The organism is Nocardioides caldifontis, from assembly GCF_008087345.1.
GTDB lineage: Bacteria > Actinomycetota > Actinomycetes > Propionibacteriales > Nocardioidaceae > Marmoricola_A > Marmoricola_A caldifontis.
Map to the genome: position 1 here is coordinate 69,722 of NZ_ML701737.1, position 13,544 is coordinate 83,265.

The following is a 13,544-nucleotide window of genomic DNA, read 5'->3' on the forward strand; positions in this document are numbered from 1 at the left end:
CCATGTCCGAGGACCTGGAGGAGAGGGGTCCCCTGGCCGGGGTCCTCGTCGTCGACCTGACCCGCGCCCTCGCCGGGCCGCACGCCGCGATGATGCTGGGTGACCTGGGCGCTCGCGTCGTGAAGGTGGAGACGCCGGCCGGCGGTGACGACTCACGCGGGTGGGGGCCGCCGTTCGTCGGCGAGGGCGAGGAGCGGCAGTCGACGTACTTCATGTCGGCGAACCGCAACAAGGAGTCGCTGCGGCTCGACCTCAAGGACGAGGGCGACAAGGAGCTCCTGGCCGCGCTCGTCCGCCGCGCCGACGTCCTGCTCGAGAACTTCCGGGTCGGGGTGCTCGACCGCCTCGGGTTCCCGGTGGCGCGGCTCCACCGGCTCAACCCCGGGCTGGTGATCGGCTCGATCACCGGGTTCGGCCACGACGGGCCGGAGGCCGCGCGCTCGGGGTACGACCAGATCGCGCAGGGCGAGGCCGGGCTGATGAGCCTGACCGGGATCCACGAGCCGACCAAGGTCGGCGTCCCGATCTCGGACCTGCTCGCCGGGATGAACCTGGCGTACGGCGTAGTGTCGGCGTTGTACGAGCGGCAGCGGACCGGTCGTGGCCGGGTGGTCCGCACCTCGTTGCTGGCCGGGGTCATCGGGGTGCACGCCTACCAGGGCACCCGGTGGACGGTCGGCCGGGAGGTGCCCGGGCTGGCCGGCTCGCACCACCCGGCCATCGCGCCGTACGGCATGTTCCGCACCGCGACCGCGCCGGTGCAGGTGGCCTGCGGCTCCGAGGGGCTGTGGCGTGCGTTCGCCACCGCCCTCGGGATCGACCCCGCCGACCCGCGGTTCGCGACGAACCTCGACCGGGTCACCAACCGCGAGGAGCTCACCGTCGAGATCGAGGCGATGTTCGCCAACGCCGACGCCGAGCGCTGGTTGGCGCTGCTGGCCGAGGCGGGCGTGCCGGCGGGCAAGGTGCGCGAGCTCGACGACGTCTACGCGTGGGAGCAGACCCGCTCCCAGGGGCTCGTCCTCGAGGTGGACCATCCGGTCGCGGGCCGCATCGAGCTGCCCGGCTCACCGCTGCGGTTCGACGACAACGACTACTCCGGAGGCCGGCGGACGCACCTCCCGCCGCCGCTGCTCGGCGAGCACGACGAGGCGATCCGGTCCGAGCTGGCCGACTGACCCCGGCGCGCCTCAGCCGTTCCAGGAGGGCAGCTGCTGGAGCGCCCACCCGTTGCCGTCGGGATCGCTGAAGAACACGAACCGCCCCCACGGCTGCTCGTCCACGTCGCTGACCTCGACGCCTCGGCCCGAGAGCTCCGAGTGGGCGGCGTCGGCGTCCGCGACCACCATCTGCAGGTTGTCGAGCGAGCCGGGCGCCATCTCCGTGAGCCCCTTGCCGAAGGCGATCGAGCACCCCGACCCCGGCGGCGTCATCTGGACGAACCTGACCTCGTCGCTGACCGTGTGGTCGTGGTCGAGCACGAAGCCGACCTTCTCGTAGAACTCCTTGGCCCGGTCGACGTCGGTCACCGGCACGGCCACCAGCTCCAGCCTCATCTCCATCCGCCCACGGTAAGGCCGCCGGTGGCCCCTGGATAGGCTCGTGCCATGCGCGCCCCGCACCCCACCTACGAGCAGCTGGTCGACCTGCCGGCCTACGTCCCGCAGCCGGTCCCGACGGCCTTCGAGGACGCGAACGGCCACCTCAACGTCCGGCACTACACCGGCATCGCCAGCGAGGGGCTCGACGAGTCCTTGGTCGATTGCGGGATCCCCAAGAACTGGCCGGCGAAGGGCCACGCGTGCTTCTCCGCCGAGCACCACCTGACCTACGTCGCCGAGCTGCGCACCGGCGACAAGCTGTCGGCGCGAGTGCGGCTGCTCGGCCGCTCGGAGCGCGCCGCGCACGCCCTCGTCTACCTGCTCGACGACACCCACCAGCGGCTCAGCTTCGTGATGGAGGAGATCTTCCTCCACATCGACATGGAGACCCGCAAGACGGCTCCTTGGCCGGAAGACGTCGCGAAGGCGCTCGACCGGCGCATCGCCGAGGACGCGAAGATGCCCTGGGAGCCGGACGTCTCCGGCTCGCTCGCCCTGCGCTGAGCACCGGTTCGACCGTCGCGACCGGGGTACGGCGACACCGTGCCCCGTCGACCGAAGGACGCCGCCGTCGCCGCCACGGGCCAGTGGACCGACCCCGACGGCTTCCGCTCCCCCGCCGGCTCCGTGCACGCGTGGCTGCCCGGGACCAACCAGACCCTCTGCGGGCTCCAGCTGAGCCGGTCCCAGCTGCTGCGGTTCCCGCACGTGCAGTGGGTCGACGCCCAGCCGGCGACCGGACGGGACGCCGACCGGGTCCAGGAGGTGTGCCCGAGGTGCGCCGCCGGGATGGGCGCTCGGCGCGACGACAAGCCGTGGAAACGCACCGATCCACGCCCCTGAGAGGTCACATCTCGGTCTCGGCTGTTTGTGTTTTCCACCCGTCCGGGTTTCGGTGGGGCTGGAGCGGCAAGGAACCCCACAGGACCCGAGCAGAACGGACGCGCCCATGCACCAGTCGATCCGGCACCTCAAGCACCGCCTGTCCCTCGCCACCGGCCTCGTCATCGCAGCCTCTCTCCTCGCCGCGTGCGGCGGTGGCGAGAGCGTCGACGTGGACGGCTCCTCCGACGACGGCGGCGGAGGCGGCGGAGGCGGGACGCTGCAGGCGGCGATCGGCGGCGAGCCGGACCAGCTCGACCCGCACCTCACGACGTCGTACTTCAGCTTCCAGGTGCTCGAGAACGTCTACGACACCCTGGTCGAGCCCGACGAGAACCTCGAGATGCAGCCGTCGCTGGCGTCCGAGTGGGAGACCAGCGAGGACCAGCTCACCTGGACGTTCACGATCCGCGAGGGGGTGAAGTTCTCCGACGGCTCGGACCTGACGTCGGAGGACATCGCCTACACCTACAACCGGATCATCGACGAGGAGCTGCAGCCGGCGTACCGCCTGGCCGGCGTGAAGTCGATCGAGGCGCCCGACCCGACGACCCTGGTCATCAACCTCGACGCCCCGCAGCCCAACCTGCTCTCCGCCCTCGGCGGTTACAAGGGCATGGCGATCGTGTCGAAGGAGAACGTCGAGTCCGGCGACGTGAAGAACAACCCGGTCGGCAGCGGCCCGTTCGTGCTGGAGGACTGGAGCAACGGGTCGTCGATCCAGCTGGCCCGCAACGACGAGTACTGGGGCGAGGCCCCCGCCCTCGACGGCGTCGAGTTCACCTTCGTCAAGGACCCGACGGTCGCGCTGCAGAACCTGCAGTCCGGCCAGGTCCACTGGACCGACAACCTCCCGCCCCAGCAGGTCGACCAGCTCGCCGACAGCGAGGACGTGGTCGTGGAGTCCGCACCCAGCCAGGACTACTGGTACATGGCGATGAACCACGAGCGCGAGCCGTTCGACAACCCCGACGTCCGCCGCGCGATCGCGCTCGCCCTCGACCGGGAGGACATCGTCAAGGTCGCGAAGTTCGGCAACGCGACGGTGAACCAGACCGCGATCCCCGAGACCAGCGCGTGGTACCACGAGTACGCGCCGTTCGAGCAGGACACCGACGAGGCGCAGCAGCTGCTCGAGGACGCCGGCGTCGACGGGCTCGAGATGGACCTGATGGTCACCAGCGAGTACCCGGAGACCGTCAGCGCGGCCCAGGTGATCGCCTCCCAGCTCGACGAGGTCGGCATCACCGTCGAGATCCGCGAGCTCGAGTTCCCCGCGTGGCTCGACGAGCAGGGCAAGGGCAACTTCGACTCGTTCATGCTCGGCTGGCTCGGGAACATCGACCCCGACGAGTTCTACTACTCCCAGCACCACTCGAAGGGCAGCAACAACTACCAGGGGTACAGCAACCCCGAGGTCGACCAGATGCTCGACGAGGCGCGCACCGAGACCGACGAGGGGGCCCGCAAGGAGCTTTACGGCCAGATCGCCGAGCAGATCGTCGACGACGTCAGCTACCTCTACCTCTACAACCCCGACGTCGCGCAGGGCTGGGCGCCCGAGGTCTCCGGCTACGAGGTCCGCTCCGACCGGGCGATCCGGTTCCGGAGCACGAGCCTCGACGAGTGACGCGCTGACGTGGGACGGTTCCTGGTCCGGAGGCTCGCCCAGTCGGCCGTGGTGCTGCTGGGCGTGACCCTGGTCGTGTTCCTGCTGCTGCAGCTCGTGCCCGGCGACCCGGTGCGGGTCGCACTCGGCACACGGTTCGAGCAGGACACGTACGACGCGCTGCGGGAGCGGGCCGGCCTCGACCGGCCCCTCCCCGTGCAGTACCTCAGCTACGTCGGCAACGCGCTGACCGGCGACCTCGGGGTGAGCTTCCGCAGCGGCGACCCGGTGACCGGCATCGTCCTCGAGCGGTTGCCGGCGACGCTCACGCTGGCGTTCTTCGCGGTGCTGTTCGCGCTGCTGGTCTCCTTCCCGCTCGGCATCCTGTCCGCGGTGAAGAACGGCTCGGTGCTCGACCACGTGGCGCGCGTGTTCAGCCAGTTCGGGGTCTCGGTGCCGGACTTCTGGATGGGGATCCTCGCGATCATCCTGTTCACCGGCGTGCTCGGATGGCTCCCGCCGTCGGGGTACACCCCGCTGGGCGAGGACCCCGTGGACTGGTTCAAGCACCTCGTGCTCCCCAGCGTCACGGTCGGGCTCGTCACGGCCGCGATCCTGACACGGTTCATCCGCTCCTCGGTGCTCGAGGCGATGTCCGAGGACTACGTGCGCACCGCTGAGGGCAAGGGGCTGAGCCCGCGCCGCGTGGTCACCCGCCACGTGCTCCGCAACGCGCTCATCCCGGTGGTCACCGTCGCCGCGGTGCAGCTCGCCAGCCTGCTGGGCGGCGTGATCGTCATCGAGGTGCTCTTCGCCTGGCCCGGACTCGGCCAGCTCACCTTCGACGCCGTACGGGCGCGCGACTACCCGGTCCTCCAGGGCGCCGTGCTCCTCGTGGCGGCGCTGTTCCTGCTGACCAACCTGCTGGTGGACCTGCTCTACGCCAAGCTCGACCCGAGGATCTCCGTCCGATGAGCGTCACCGAGCCCAACGCCGAGCACGCCGGTCCGGCGCCGACCCCGCACGTCTCCGAGCGGGGTCGGGTCTGGGCGGCGCTGCGTCGCAACAAGCCTGCGCTGGCCGGTCTCTTCATCCTCGCGGTCCTCGTGGTGGCCGGCGCGCTCGGCCCGCTGCTCGCGCCGTACGGCATCAACGAGGTCGACGCCGACCACCTGTTCCAGGGCCCGAGCCGGGACCACCCGTTCGGCACCGACGACGCCGGCCGCGACGTCTTCAGCCGGGTGCTGGTCGCGGCCAGGGTGTCGCTGCTCGTCGGTCTCGTCAGCGTCGGCATCGCACTTCTGGTCGGGGTGACAATCGGTCTGGTCGCCGGCTACTACCGCGGCGTGGTCGACAACGTCCTCATGCGCTGCATGGACGTGCTCTTCGCGTTCCCGGTGCTGCTCCTCGCCGTCGCGATCGTGGCGGTGCTCGGGCGCGGGCTGGTCACCGCGATGGTCGCCATCGGCGTCGTCTACACCCCGATCTTCGCGCGCGTGACCCGGGCGAGCGTGCTGTCGGTGCGGGAACAGGTCTTCGTGACCGCCGCCGTCTCGACCGGGGCGAGCGACTGGCGGATCATGCGCCGCCACGTGCTGCCCAACATCGCCGCCCCGCTGATCGTGCAGACGTCGCTGTCGCTGGCGTTCGCGATCCTCTCCGAGGCCGCGCTCTCGTTCCTCGGGCTCGGGATCCAGCCGCCCCAGCCGTCCTGGGGCCGGATGCTGTACGACGGGCGTGGCTACGTGCAGGACGCCTGGTGGATGGGGCTCTTCCCCGGGCTCGCGATCTTCCTCGTGGTGCTCGCGTTCAACATCGTCGGCGACGCGCTCCGCGACGTGCTCGATCCCCGGCAGCTCACCAAGGACGAGGCGAGGAGGACCGCATGAGCGAGCCCGTGCTCGCCCTCGAGGGGCTGACCGTGACCTTCGGCTCAGCCCGCGGCACCGCGCGCGTCGTAGACGGGGTCGACTGGGCCGTGCACCCCGGCCAGACCCTGGCCGTGGTCGGGGAGTCCGGCAGCGGCAAGAGCATGACCGTGCTCTCCGCGACCGGGCTCGCGCCCCGCGGCGCGAAGGTCACCGGCACCGTGCGGCTGCTCGGCGAGGAGCTGACCGCGATGAGCGACGCCGACCGGCGCCGTGCGCGCGGCCGGCACATCGGCTTCGTCTACCAGGACCCGATGACCTCCTTGAACCCCGTGATGACCGTGGGCCGCCAGGTCAGCGAAGCCTGCGAGGAGCACCTCGGGATGAGCAAGCAGGAGGGGCGGAAGAGGGCGGTCGAGCTGCTCGGCCTCGTCGGCATCCCCTCGCCCGAGGAGCGGGTCGACAACTACCCCCACCAGTTCTCCGGCGGCATGCGGCAGCGTGTCGTGATCGCGATGGCGCTCGCCAACGAGCCCGAGGTGCTGATCGCCGACGAGGCGACCACCGCCCTCGACGTCACGACGCAGGCGCAGATCCTGGAGCTCGTCGCCGGGCTCCAGGAGCGGCTCGGCACCGCGGTCGTCTGGATCACCCACGACCTCGGCGTCGTCGCCGGGATCGCGGACCGCGTCGTCGTGATGTACGGCGGCCGCATCATCGAGCAGGGCAAGGTCGACGACCTCTTCGCCGATCCGGCGCACCCCTACACGCAGGCGCTCCTCGCGGCCCGGCCGCAGCCCGGGGTGCGCGCGGACCGGCTGCTCACGATCGCAGGCACTCCCCCGCTGCCGACCGAGCTCCCGCCGGGGTGCGCGTTCTGGCCCCGGTGCCCGGTCCGCGGGGACGCCCGCTGCGAGCACGAGGAGCCGCCGCTGGTCGAGGTCGCCCCGGGCCACGAGGTGCGCAGCTTCTACCGGGCCGACCCCGCGGTCACCGAGGAGCGCTCCGCATGACGACCACCGGGAGCACGGAGAGCACCGCGACCGACGTCGTCGCCCGGGTCACCGACCTGCGCGTCCACTTCCCGGTGGGCCGGGGATCGGTGGTGCACGCGGTCGACGGCGTCTCCCTCGACGTACGACGGGGCGAGACGCTGGGGCTGGTGGGCGAGTCGGGCAGCGGGAAGTCGACGACCGGCCTCGCGCTGCTGCGGCTGGTCCACGTGACCTCCGGGACCGTCGAGGTGGCGGGCCAGGACGTCACCACCTGGTCTCGGCGGCAGGTGAAGCCGCTGCGCCGCCGGGTGGCGATGGTGTTCCAGGACCCGTCGGCGTCGCTCGACCCGCGGCTGACCATCGGGGCGAGCATCGCCGAGCCCCTGGCCGTGCACGGGCTCCGCGGCTCCAAGGCCGAGCGCCGTGAGCGCGTCGGCGAGCTGCTCGACCTCGTGGGGCTGCGCCCGGACATGGCCGACCGGCACCCGCACGAGATGTCCGGCGGCCAGCGGCAGCGGGTCGGCATCGCACGGGCGCTCGCCGGGGAGCCGGACCTGCTCGTCCTCGACGAGCCGATCGCGTCGCTCGACCTCTCCGTTCAGGCCCAGATCATGAACCTGCTGCGCCGGCTCCAGGAGGAGCTGGGGCTGACCTACCTGTTCATCTCCCACGACCTCGCCGCGGTCGAGCACATGAGCGACCGGGTGGCGGTGATGTACCTCGGGCGCATCGTCGAGACCGGCACGCCGGAGCAGATCTACCGCAACCCGGCGCACCCCTACACCGCGGCGTTGCTCTCCGCGGTGCCGACCGCGGACCCGGCGCGGGAGCGCGAGCGCCGCCGGATCACGTTGCACGGCGACATCCCGTCGCCGGTCGACCCGCCGTCGGGGTGCCGGTTCCGGACCCGGTGCCCGGCGGCCCGCCCGGACTGCGCCGAGAAGGACCCCGACCTCTACCAGGTCGAGGAGGGCCACCGGGCCGCCTGCCTCTACAAGGTCGAGGCCGTCCGGGAGATGCGCGCGGGGGCCGACCGGGCCACCGGCTGAATCGTCAGCCGAGGTCGACGATCGCCGCGACCGGCCCTCCCCCGTCCGGGCCCTGGTGGGCAGCGGAGACGGAGACGAACGCGGCCGGGTCACCGGTGACGGCGGCCGTCACGCCACCGACGCAGGCCTTGATCTGCCGGTGCCAGTGCACGTCGGAGTCGTCGAGCATCGCGTTGCGACGGCCCCGGACCATGCCGTCCTGCGACACCTCGCACTTGAGGAAGACGTTGACCAGCCGCCCGTCGAGGTCGGTGTGGTGCGGCCGCTCGGGGAGCTCGAGCCCGGCGGAGCGGATCGCCTCCCAGATGCCGTCCTGGTCCAACGCGTCCTTCATCACCGAGTGGCCGATGCGGTAGCGGCCGCCGACGCCGCGGGCGTTGCCGACGACGACGACCTGCGCCTGGTCCAGCTCGACACCGGAGGAGCACGACGCGACCGAGGAGAACAGCGAGCGGTCGTGCATGACGTCCTCGTCCGACGGCATCTCGATCTCGCCCAGCGCGACCGCGACGCCGAGCGCGGTGCACCCGTTGGAGAGGTCCATCGACTCGTGGGTGTGCTCGGTCCACACCGTCTTCCCGCGGCTCTTCGCGTCGCGGATGGTGTGGATGGTCAGCAGGGGGGTCTTGGTCTGCACGTAGTGCACGTCCGCCGGGTCGGTGATGCCGGCACGGGTCATCGCGACCCGCACCGCCTCGGCCACCTTGGTGATCATCGCGGTGCGGCCGATGTCCTCGGGCAGCAGCTGCTCGCTCATCGCGAAGCCGACGGTCAGCCGCAGCTCGTCGCTCGGCTCGGCGTCGGTCGTGGCGAAGATCGTGGCGTGCGGGCTGAGCACGCCGTCGGTGCCGCCCGACCACACGACCGGGATCTCCTGCACCTGCTGTGGATCGGCGCCCTTCTCGACGAGCACCTCGCGGAACGCGCGGTCCGCGATGATCCGGGTGTAGTCGTTGACCCCGCCGTTCCCCTCGGTCTTGCCGATGATCGCGATCACCCGGTCGGCCTGCATGACGCCGTCGTCGAGGAGCTTGGCCAGCTCGCTGGCGTCGGCGACGGAGTGGATCGGGACCTTGCGTACTTCGATCGCGGATGGCACGGGTATTCCTCTCGTTGACAACAAATCAGGGGGTGACGCGGGTCCCTGCCGACCCGGTGACCGCCTCGCCCAGTCGGGCCAGTGAGGTGATGATGCCGGTCCCGCCACCCTCGGCGAAACGGGTCACGGCTTCCACCTTGGGGCCCATCGACCCCTCGGCGAACCGCTCGCGCGCGGCGACCGCCCGCATCTCGGCCGCCGGCACGGTGCCGAGCGGCCGGGCGTCCGGGCTCCCCCAGCCGATCATCACGTGGTCGACGTCGGTGGCGATCACCAGGAGGTCGGCCCGGATCCGCCGTGCGACGAGCGCCGCGGTGAGGTCCTTGTCGATGACCGCCTCCACGCCTTCGAGCCCGCCGTCGGCGTTCCGCACGGTGGGGATCCCGCCTCCTCCGGAGGCGACGACGAGGTACCCCTGGGCCAGCAGCGCGTCGGCGGCCGGGGCGTCGAGCGGCTCCTGCGGCTCCGGGGAGGCGACGACCCGCCGCCAGCCCCTGCCGACCACCTCGACGTACGTCTCGCCGTGGTCGATGAGCGGTTGCGCGTCCTCGTGGGAGAGGTACCGCCCGATCGGCTTCGTGCGCCGCTCGAACGCGGGGTCGTCGGCCGCCACCAGCGTGCGGGAGACCACCGTCGCCACCGGCTTGCTCACCCCGCGCCGGGCGAGCGCCGCATCGAGGTAGTTCATGAACAGCATGCCGATGGTGGCCTGGGTCTGCGCCCCGCACCAGCTCAGCGGCACCGGCGGCACGACGGCCGCGGCGAGCTCGTTCTTCACCAGGATGTTGCCGACCTGCGGCCCGTTGCCGTGCGTGAGCAGGAGGTCGTGCCCCTCGGCCGCGAGGTCGGCGATGGGCTCCGCCGCCGCTCGTACGGCCTCGTGCTGGTCCTCGGGCCGCGCCTTCCCGTCGGGCGCGGACATCGCGTTGCCACCGAGGGCGATCACGATCCGCATGGGGTGAGGCTACGACGTGCGGAGCCCCGTGGGGCTCAGCCGAGCGGGTGGGCGCGCCCGTCCGTGCGGAACCTCTGCCGCAGCCCCAGCTCCTTCAGGATCGTCGGCAGGATGTCCACCGACCGCAGCGGCGTGCGCGGGCTCGCCTTGCCCACACCGGCGCCGTAGAAGACGATCGGGATCCGCTGCACGGCCTCCTGGTGCCCGCCGTGGTCGCCGGCGACGCCGTAGCTCGCGCCGTCGCGCAGCAGCCCGATCACGTCGGGACCGTAGGCCGCCGCCTCGGTGTCGACCAGCTCCTGGCCGTGCTTGCGCCACCAGCTCCACTCGGCCTTGCTCCACTGCCGCCGCGGCGCGTTCCACCGCAGGACGTAGTGCCGGCCGTCGCGGTAGTACGTCGCCCGGACGCCGCGCAACGTCGCCATCACGTCGGCGGCCTGCTTCTTGCGACGCGTGGTGCCCCGCTCCAGCCAGGTGCGGATGGCGCTGTCCTGCATGCTCGCCTCGACGTTGCCGCCGGTGCCGTTGATCAGCCGGCGGATCTGCTTCTGCGGGTCGAGGTACTCCTCGTCGGAGTCGGCGCCGTAGTACCAGTTGTAGTTCCCGCGGTCGGGCCCGTCCTCGCCGTAGTGGTGCTCGGAGGTCTGCTGGCCGTGGTCCGTGGTGAGCACGACGAGGGTCTCGTCGAGCAGCCCGTCGCGACGCAGCTTCCGGATGACCCGGCCCACCTGCTGGTCGGCGAGCTTCGCCGCCGCGGCCATGTGGGTGAACGCCGCACCGCCCGGGTAGGGGCGCCGGTCGTTGAGGCCGCCCCACATGTGGCCGGCCTTGTCGATGCCGCTGTAGGTCAGGAGCAGCCCGCTCCAGTCCTCGCGGTTCATCACCTTGAACGCCGCGTCGGTCACCCACACGTCACCACCGAGGTGCTCCGGGTCGCGGCCCGGCATGTCCCGGGCGCCGGCCAGCGGGTACATCCACGCCGGTGACGTGTCGGCGGTCCCGTAGTCCAGGTCGGAGTCGCCGTCGACGTAGAAGCGGCCGCACTCGGGCGCCGCGATGTACGCCGGGACGCCCACCCCGGTCGGTCCGCGCCAGCTGGCCTCGCCGTCGCTGTCGCAGTCGAACTCTCGACCGCCGAAGGTGAGCCGGATGTCCGAGCCCGGGCCGCCCATCGTCCAGACCGCGTAGTTCTTCTGGCCGATCGTGGCCACCGTCGACCCCTTGCGAAGCCGGTGCAGGTAGTCGGCGAGCTTGGGGTAGCCGCGGTGCTCGACGAGGGCGTCGAAGCCCTCCTGGCCGAGCGATCCGGTGACGTGCAGCTGCCCGCGCGGACCGAGCACCCCTGCGGCGTCGCGGTACCACTCGTCGGACCAGCCGAGGTTCTTCGGCAGCTGGCCGCTGGTCATCACGCCGTGGCTGATGACGGTCTCGGAAGCCATGTGGCCCAGGTAGGCGTTGGGGAAGCTGGTCCCCCCGCGCATGAGCCGCTTCACGTGCTTCATCCCGAAGGCGTCGATGAACTCGGGGCGGAGCTGGTCCAGCACGATGAAGACCACGCGCTGCGCCTCGTCGTCCGGCTTCTCCGCGGCGCGGGCCTGCGGACCGACCCGGGCGGGCGCGGCCAGGACGGCCGCGGCGAGCGCCAGCCCGAGGACGGCGGCGATTAGGAACCGGGACGCGCGTGCGGCGTGGCTCATGTCCGGACGCTAGGGACCACCGGGGCCGCCCGACAAGAGGGCGGCCCCGGTGGTCCAGTGCGCGTGCGGCCGGCTCGGGGGCGAACCGGCGGCCGACTCAGGTGACCAGGTCGGCCACCGCGTCCGAGTTCTCGTTGCGACGCCGCAGCAGGTGCACCAGCGTGCCGAGCGCGAAGGTGAGGAACGGCGAGATCACGAGGAACCAGCCGAGGGCCGAGAGCCCCCACGACTGGGTCGTCGGGTCGACGCCCTCCGCGGTGGTGCCGGCGAGGAGCCCGAACTTCGAGGCCAACAGGTAGGAGCCGACCGCCAGGCCGATGATCGACAGCACCGGGGCGATCATCGTGTTCCAGACCCGCGTGTCGGAGCGCTCGCGGCGGAAGTACACGATCACCGCGATCGACACCAGGATCTCGACCAGCACGATGGCGAGCACGGCGAGGCCGCTGAACCAGGAGAACATGTGCAGCACCGGGTCGCGGTCGGTGACCACGAAGAGCAGGATCACGATCAGCGTGAGCATCGAGGTGGTGATCGCGCCCATGCCGGGAGCCCCGCGGCCGTTGACCTTGTCGAGCGCCGAGGGGAGCACGCCCGCGCGGCCCATCGAGAAGAAGTACCGAGCGGCGCTGTTCTGGAAGGCCAGCAGCCCGGCGAAGAGGCTGGAGAGGACCAGCCAGCTCATCAGGGTGCCGAGCCAGCTGCCGACGTACTCGTCGGCGACCGCGAACAGCACGGCGGCCGGGTCGGCGAGCGGGGCGCCGTCGACCGTGGAGAGCTCGACGACGCGGTCGATGACCTGGCCGCTGCCCAGCGCGCTCACCATCGCGAAGGCGGTGACCGCGAAGAGCAGCGCGATCAGCCCGACGGCGATGTAGGTCGCGATCGGCACGCTGCGCTTGGGGTCGCGGGTCTCCTCGCCGTAGATCGCGGTCGCCTCGAAGCCGATGTACGACGCGAACGCGAACGCGAGGGCGATGCCGGCCGAGCCCGCGAAGCCACCCTCGAAGATGTTGCCCGGCGAGAACGAGGCGCCGAGGTCGAGCCCGTCGGGGCCGCCGCCCTGGAAGATCACCGCGAGCGCGACGAGGAACAGCGACGCGACCTCGAGAATCATCAGGGTGCCGAGCACCTTCGCGCCGATGTCGACGCTGATGATCGAGAGCCCCAGTGTGAGCGCCCAGGCGATCAGGACCCAGACCCACCAGGCCCAGTCGATCCCGAGCTCGGCGTTCATCTGGCCGGCCATCACCGCACCGAAGAAGCCGAAGACCGCGAGCTGGATCGTGAGGTAGGCCAGTAGCGAGACGAACGCGGAGCCGACGCCCGGCGCGATGCCGAGACCGCGGCCGACGTAGGCGAAGAAGGCGCCGGTGTTGGTCACCCGGTGGCTCATCGCGGAGTAGCCGACGCTGAAGACCAGCAGGGTGAGACCGACGGCGAGGTAGGCGCCTGGTGCGGCGGCGCCGTTGCCGAGGACGATGGCGATCGGCACCGCCCCGGTCATGCCGACCAGCGGTGCGGCCGCGGCCACCACGAAGAAGACGATCCCGGCGATCCCGAGCCGGTTCTTCGCGAGCTGCGGCTCGTCAGCGGGCGGGGCAGCGAGGTGCTGCTCCGGCTTGTGGACATGGCTCATGCGGTGTGCCTCCCGGCGTGAGGAGGGCCGGCCGCGCCCGGGATACCCCACGTGTCCCAGGTCACAGGGCAGGCCGTTTGGATCCGTACGATAGGGCTACGACGCTCCCGCTGCCAAGACCCGGGTGCTCGGCGCGCCTCTCGCCCGGAC

13 protein-coding genes are annotated in these 13,544 nt (G+C 71.5%); 8 read left to right on the forward strand and 5 right to left on the reverse strand.

Annotation, left to right across the window (positions count from 1 at the left end; translation table 11 throughout):
* The first annotated feature begins 2 nt into the window (after positions 1–2).
* Positions 3–1,178: a CaiB/BaiF CoA transferase family protein gene (locus tag FIP57_RS06010; RefSeq protein WP_148572633.1), complete on the forward strand. Its 1,176-nt coding sequence runs from the start codon at positions 3–5 to the stop codon at positions 1,176–1,178.
* A 12-nt stretch (positions 1,179–1,190) separates the two neighbouring features.
* On the opposite strand, the gene FIP57_RS06015 is transcribed toward FIP57_RS06010, so the two are convergent.
* Positions 1,191–1,562, reverse strand: a complete 372-nt coding sequence (locus FIP57_RS06015; RefSeq protein ID WP_148572634.1) for a VOC family protein — start codon at positions 1,560–1,562, stop codon at positions 1,191–1,193.
* A 45-nt stretch (positions 1,563–1,607) separates the two neighbouring features.
* Between FIP57_RS06015 and FIP57_RS06020 the strand changes: the two genes are divergently transcribed.
* From FIP57_RS06020 to FIP57_RS06050, 7 genes are all read left to right on the forward strand, one after another.
* Entirely contained in the window at positions 1,608–2,105 is a 498-nt protein-coding gene (locus FIP57_RS06020) for a thioesterase family protein (RefSeq protein ID WP_148572635.1), read from the forward strand.
* Between the two features lie 39 nt (positions 2,106–2,144).
* Entirely contained in the window at positions 2,145–2,444 is a 300-nt protein-coding gene (locus FIP57_RS06025; protein WP_148572636.1) for a hypothetical protein, read from the forward strand.
* A gap of 106 nt (positions 2,445–2,550) precedes the next feature.
* The gene (locus FIP57_RS06030) at positions 2,551–4,113 is read left to right on the forward strand and encodes an ABC transporter substrate-binding protein (protein WP_148572637.1); all 1,563 of its coding nucleotides are present in this window, start codon (positions 2,551–2,553) and stop codon (positions 4,111–4,113) included.
* Positions 4,114–4,122: 9 nt separating this feature from the next.
* Positions 4,123–5,067, forward strand: coding sequence for an ABC transporter permease (locus tag FIP57_RS06035; protein ID WP_148572638.1), 945 nt, complete (start codon positions 4,123–4,125; stop codon positions 5,065–5,067).
* Positions 5,064–5,981 (forward strand): ABC transporter permease, encoded by a 918-nt coding sequence (locus FIP57_RS06040; RefSeq protein ID WP_148572639.1) that lies wholly within the window; start codon positions 5,064–5,066, stop codon positions 5,979–5,981. The genes FIP57_RS06035 and FIP57_RS06040 overlap by 4 nt, the downstream gene beginning before the upstream one ends.
* Positions 5,978–6,973, forward strand: coding sequence for an ABC transporter ATP-binding protein (locus FIP57_RS06045; protein ID WP_148572640.1), 996 nt, complete (start codon positions 5,978–5,980; stop codon positions 6,971–6,973). Before FIP57_RS06040 ends, FIP57_RS06045 begins: the two co-directional genes overlap by 4 nt.
* Positions 6,970–8,004: an ABC transporter ATP-binding protein gene (locus tag FIP57_RS06050; RefSeq protein WP_148572641.1), complete on the forward strand. Its 1,035-nt coding sequence runs from the start codon at positions 6,970–6,972 to the stop codon at positions 8,002–8,004. The genes FIP57_RS06045 and FIP57_RS06050 overlap by 4 nt, the downstream gene beginning before the upstream one ends.
* Before the next feature lie 4 nt (positions 8,005–8,008).
* Here FIP57_RS06050 and bar read toward each other — a convergent pair whose 3' ends face one another.
* The 4 genes from bar to FIP57_RS06070 all read right to left on the reverse strand — a co-directional run bounded on the left by bar (position 8,009) and on the right by FIP57_RS06070 (position 13,394).
* Positions 8,009–9,103 (reverse strand): barbiturase, encoded by a 1,095-nt coding sequence (bar, locus tag FIP57_RS06055; protein ID WP_148572642.1) that lies wholly within the window; start codon positions 9,101–9,103, stop codon positions 8,009–8,011.
* Between the two features lie 25 nt (positions 9,104–9,128).
* A complete protein-coding gene (locus tag FIP57_RS06060; protein ID WP_148572643.1) occupies positions 9,129–10,058 on the reverse strand; it encodes a carbamate kinase in 930 nt (309 codons plus the stop codon).
* Between the two features lie 35 nt (positions 10,059–10,093).
* On the reverse strand, positions 10,094–11,755 hold the full coding sequence (locus FIP57_RS06065) for an alkaline phosphatase family protein (protein WP_148572644.1): 1,662 nt from the start codon (positions 11,753–11,755) through the stop codon (positions 10,094–10,096).
* A 97-nt stretch (positions 11,756–11,852) separates the two neighbouring features.
* Positions 11,853–13,394, reverse strand: a complete 1,542-nt coding sequence (locus tag FIP57_RS06070) for an APC family permease (RefSeq protein WP_148572645.1) — start codon at positions 13,392–13,394, stop codon at positions 11,853–11,855.
* Between the last annotated feature and the right edge of the window lie 150 nt (positions 13,395–13,544).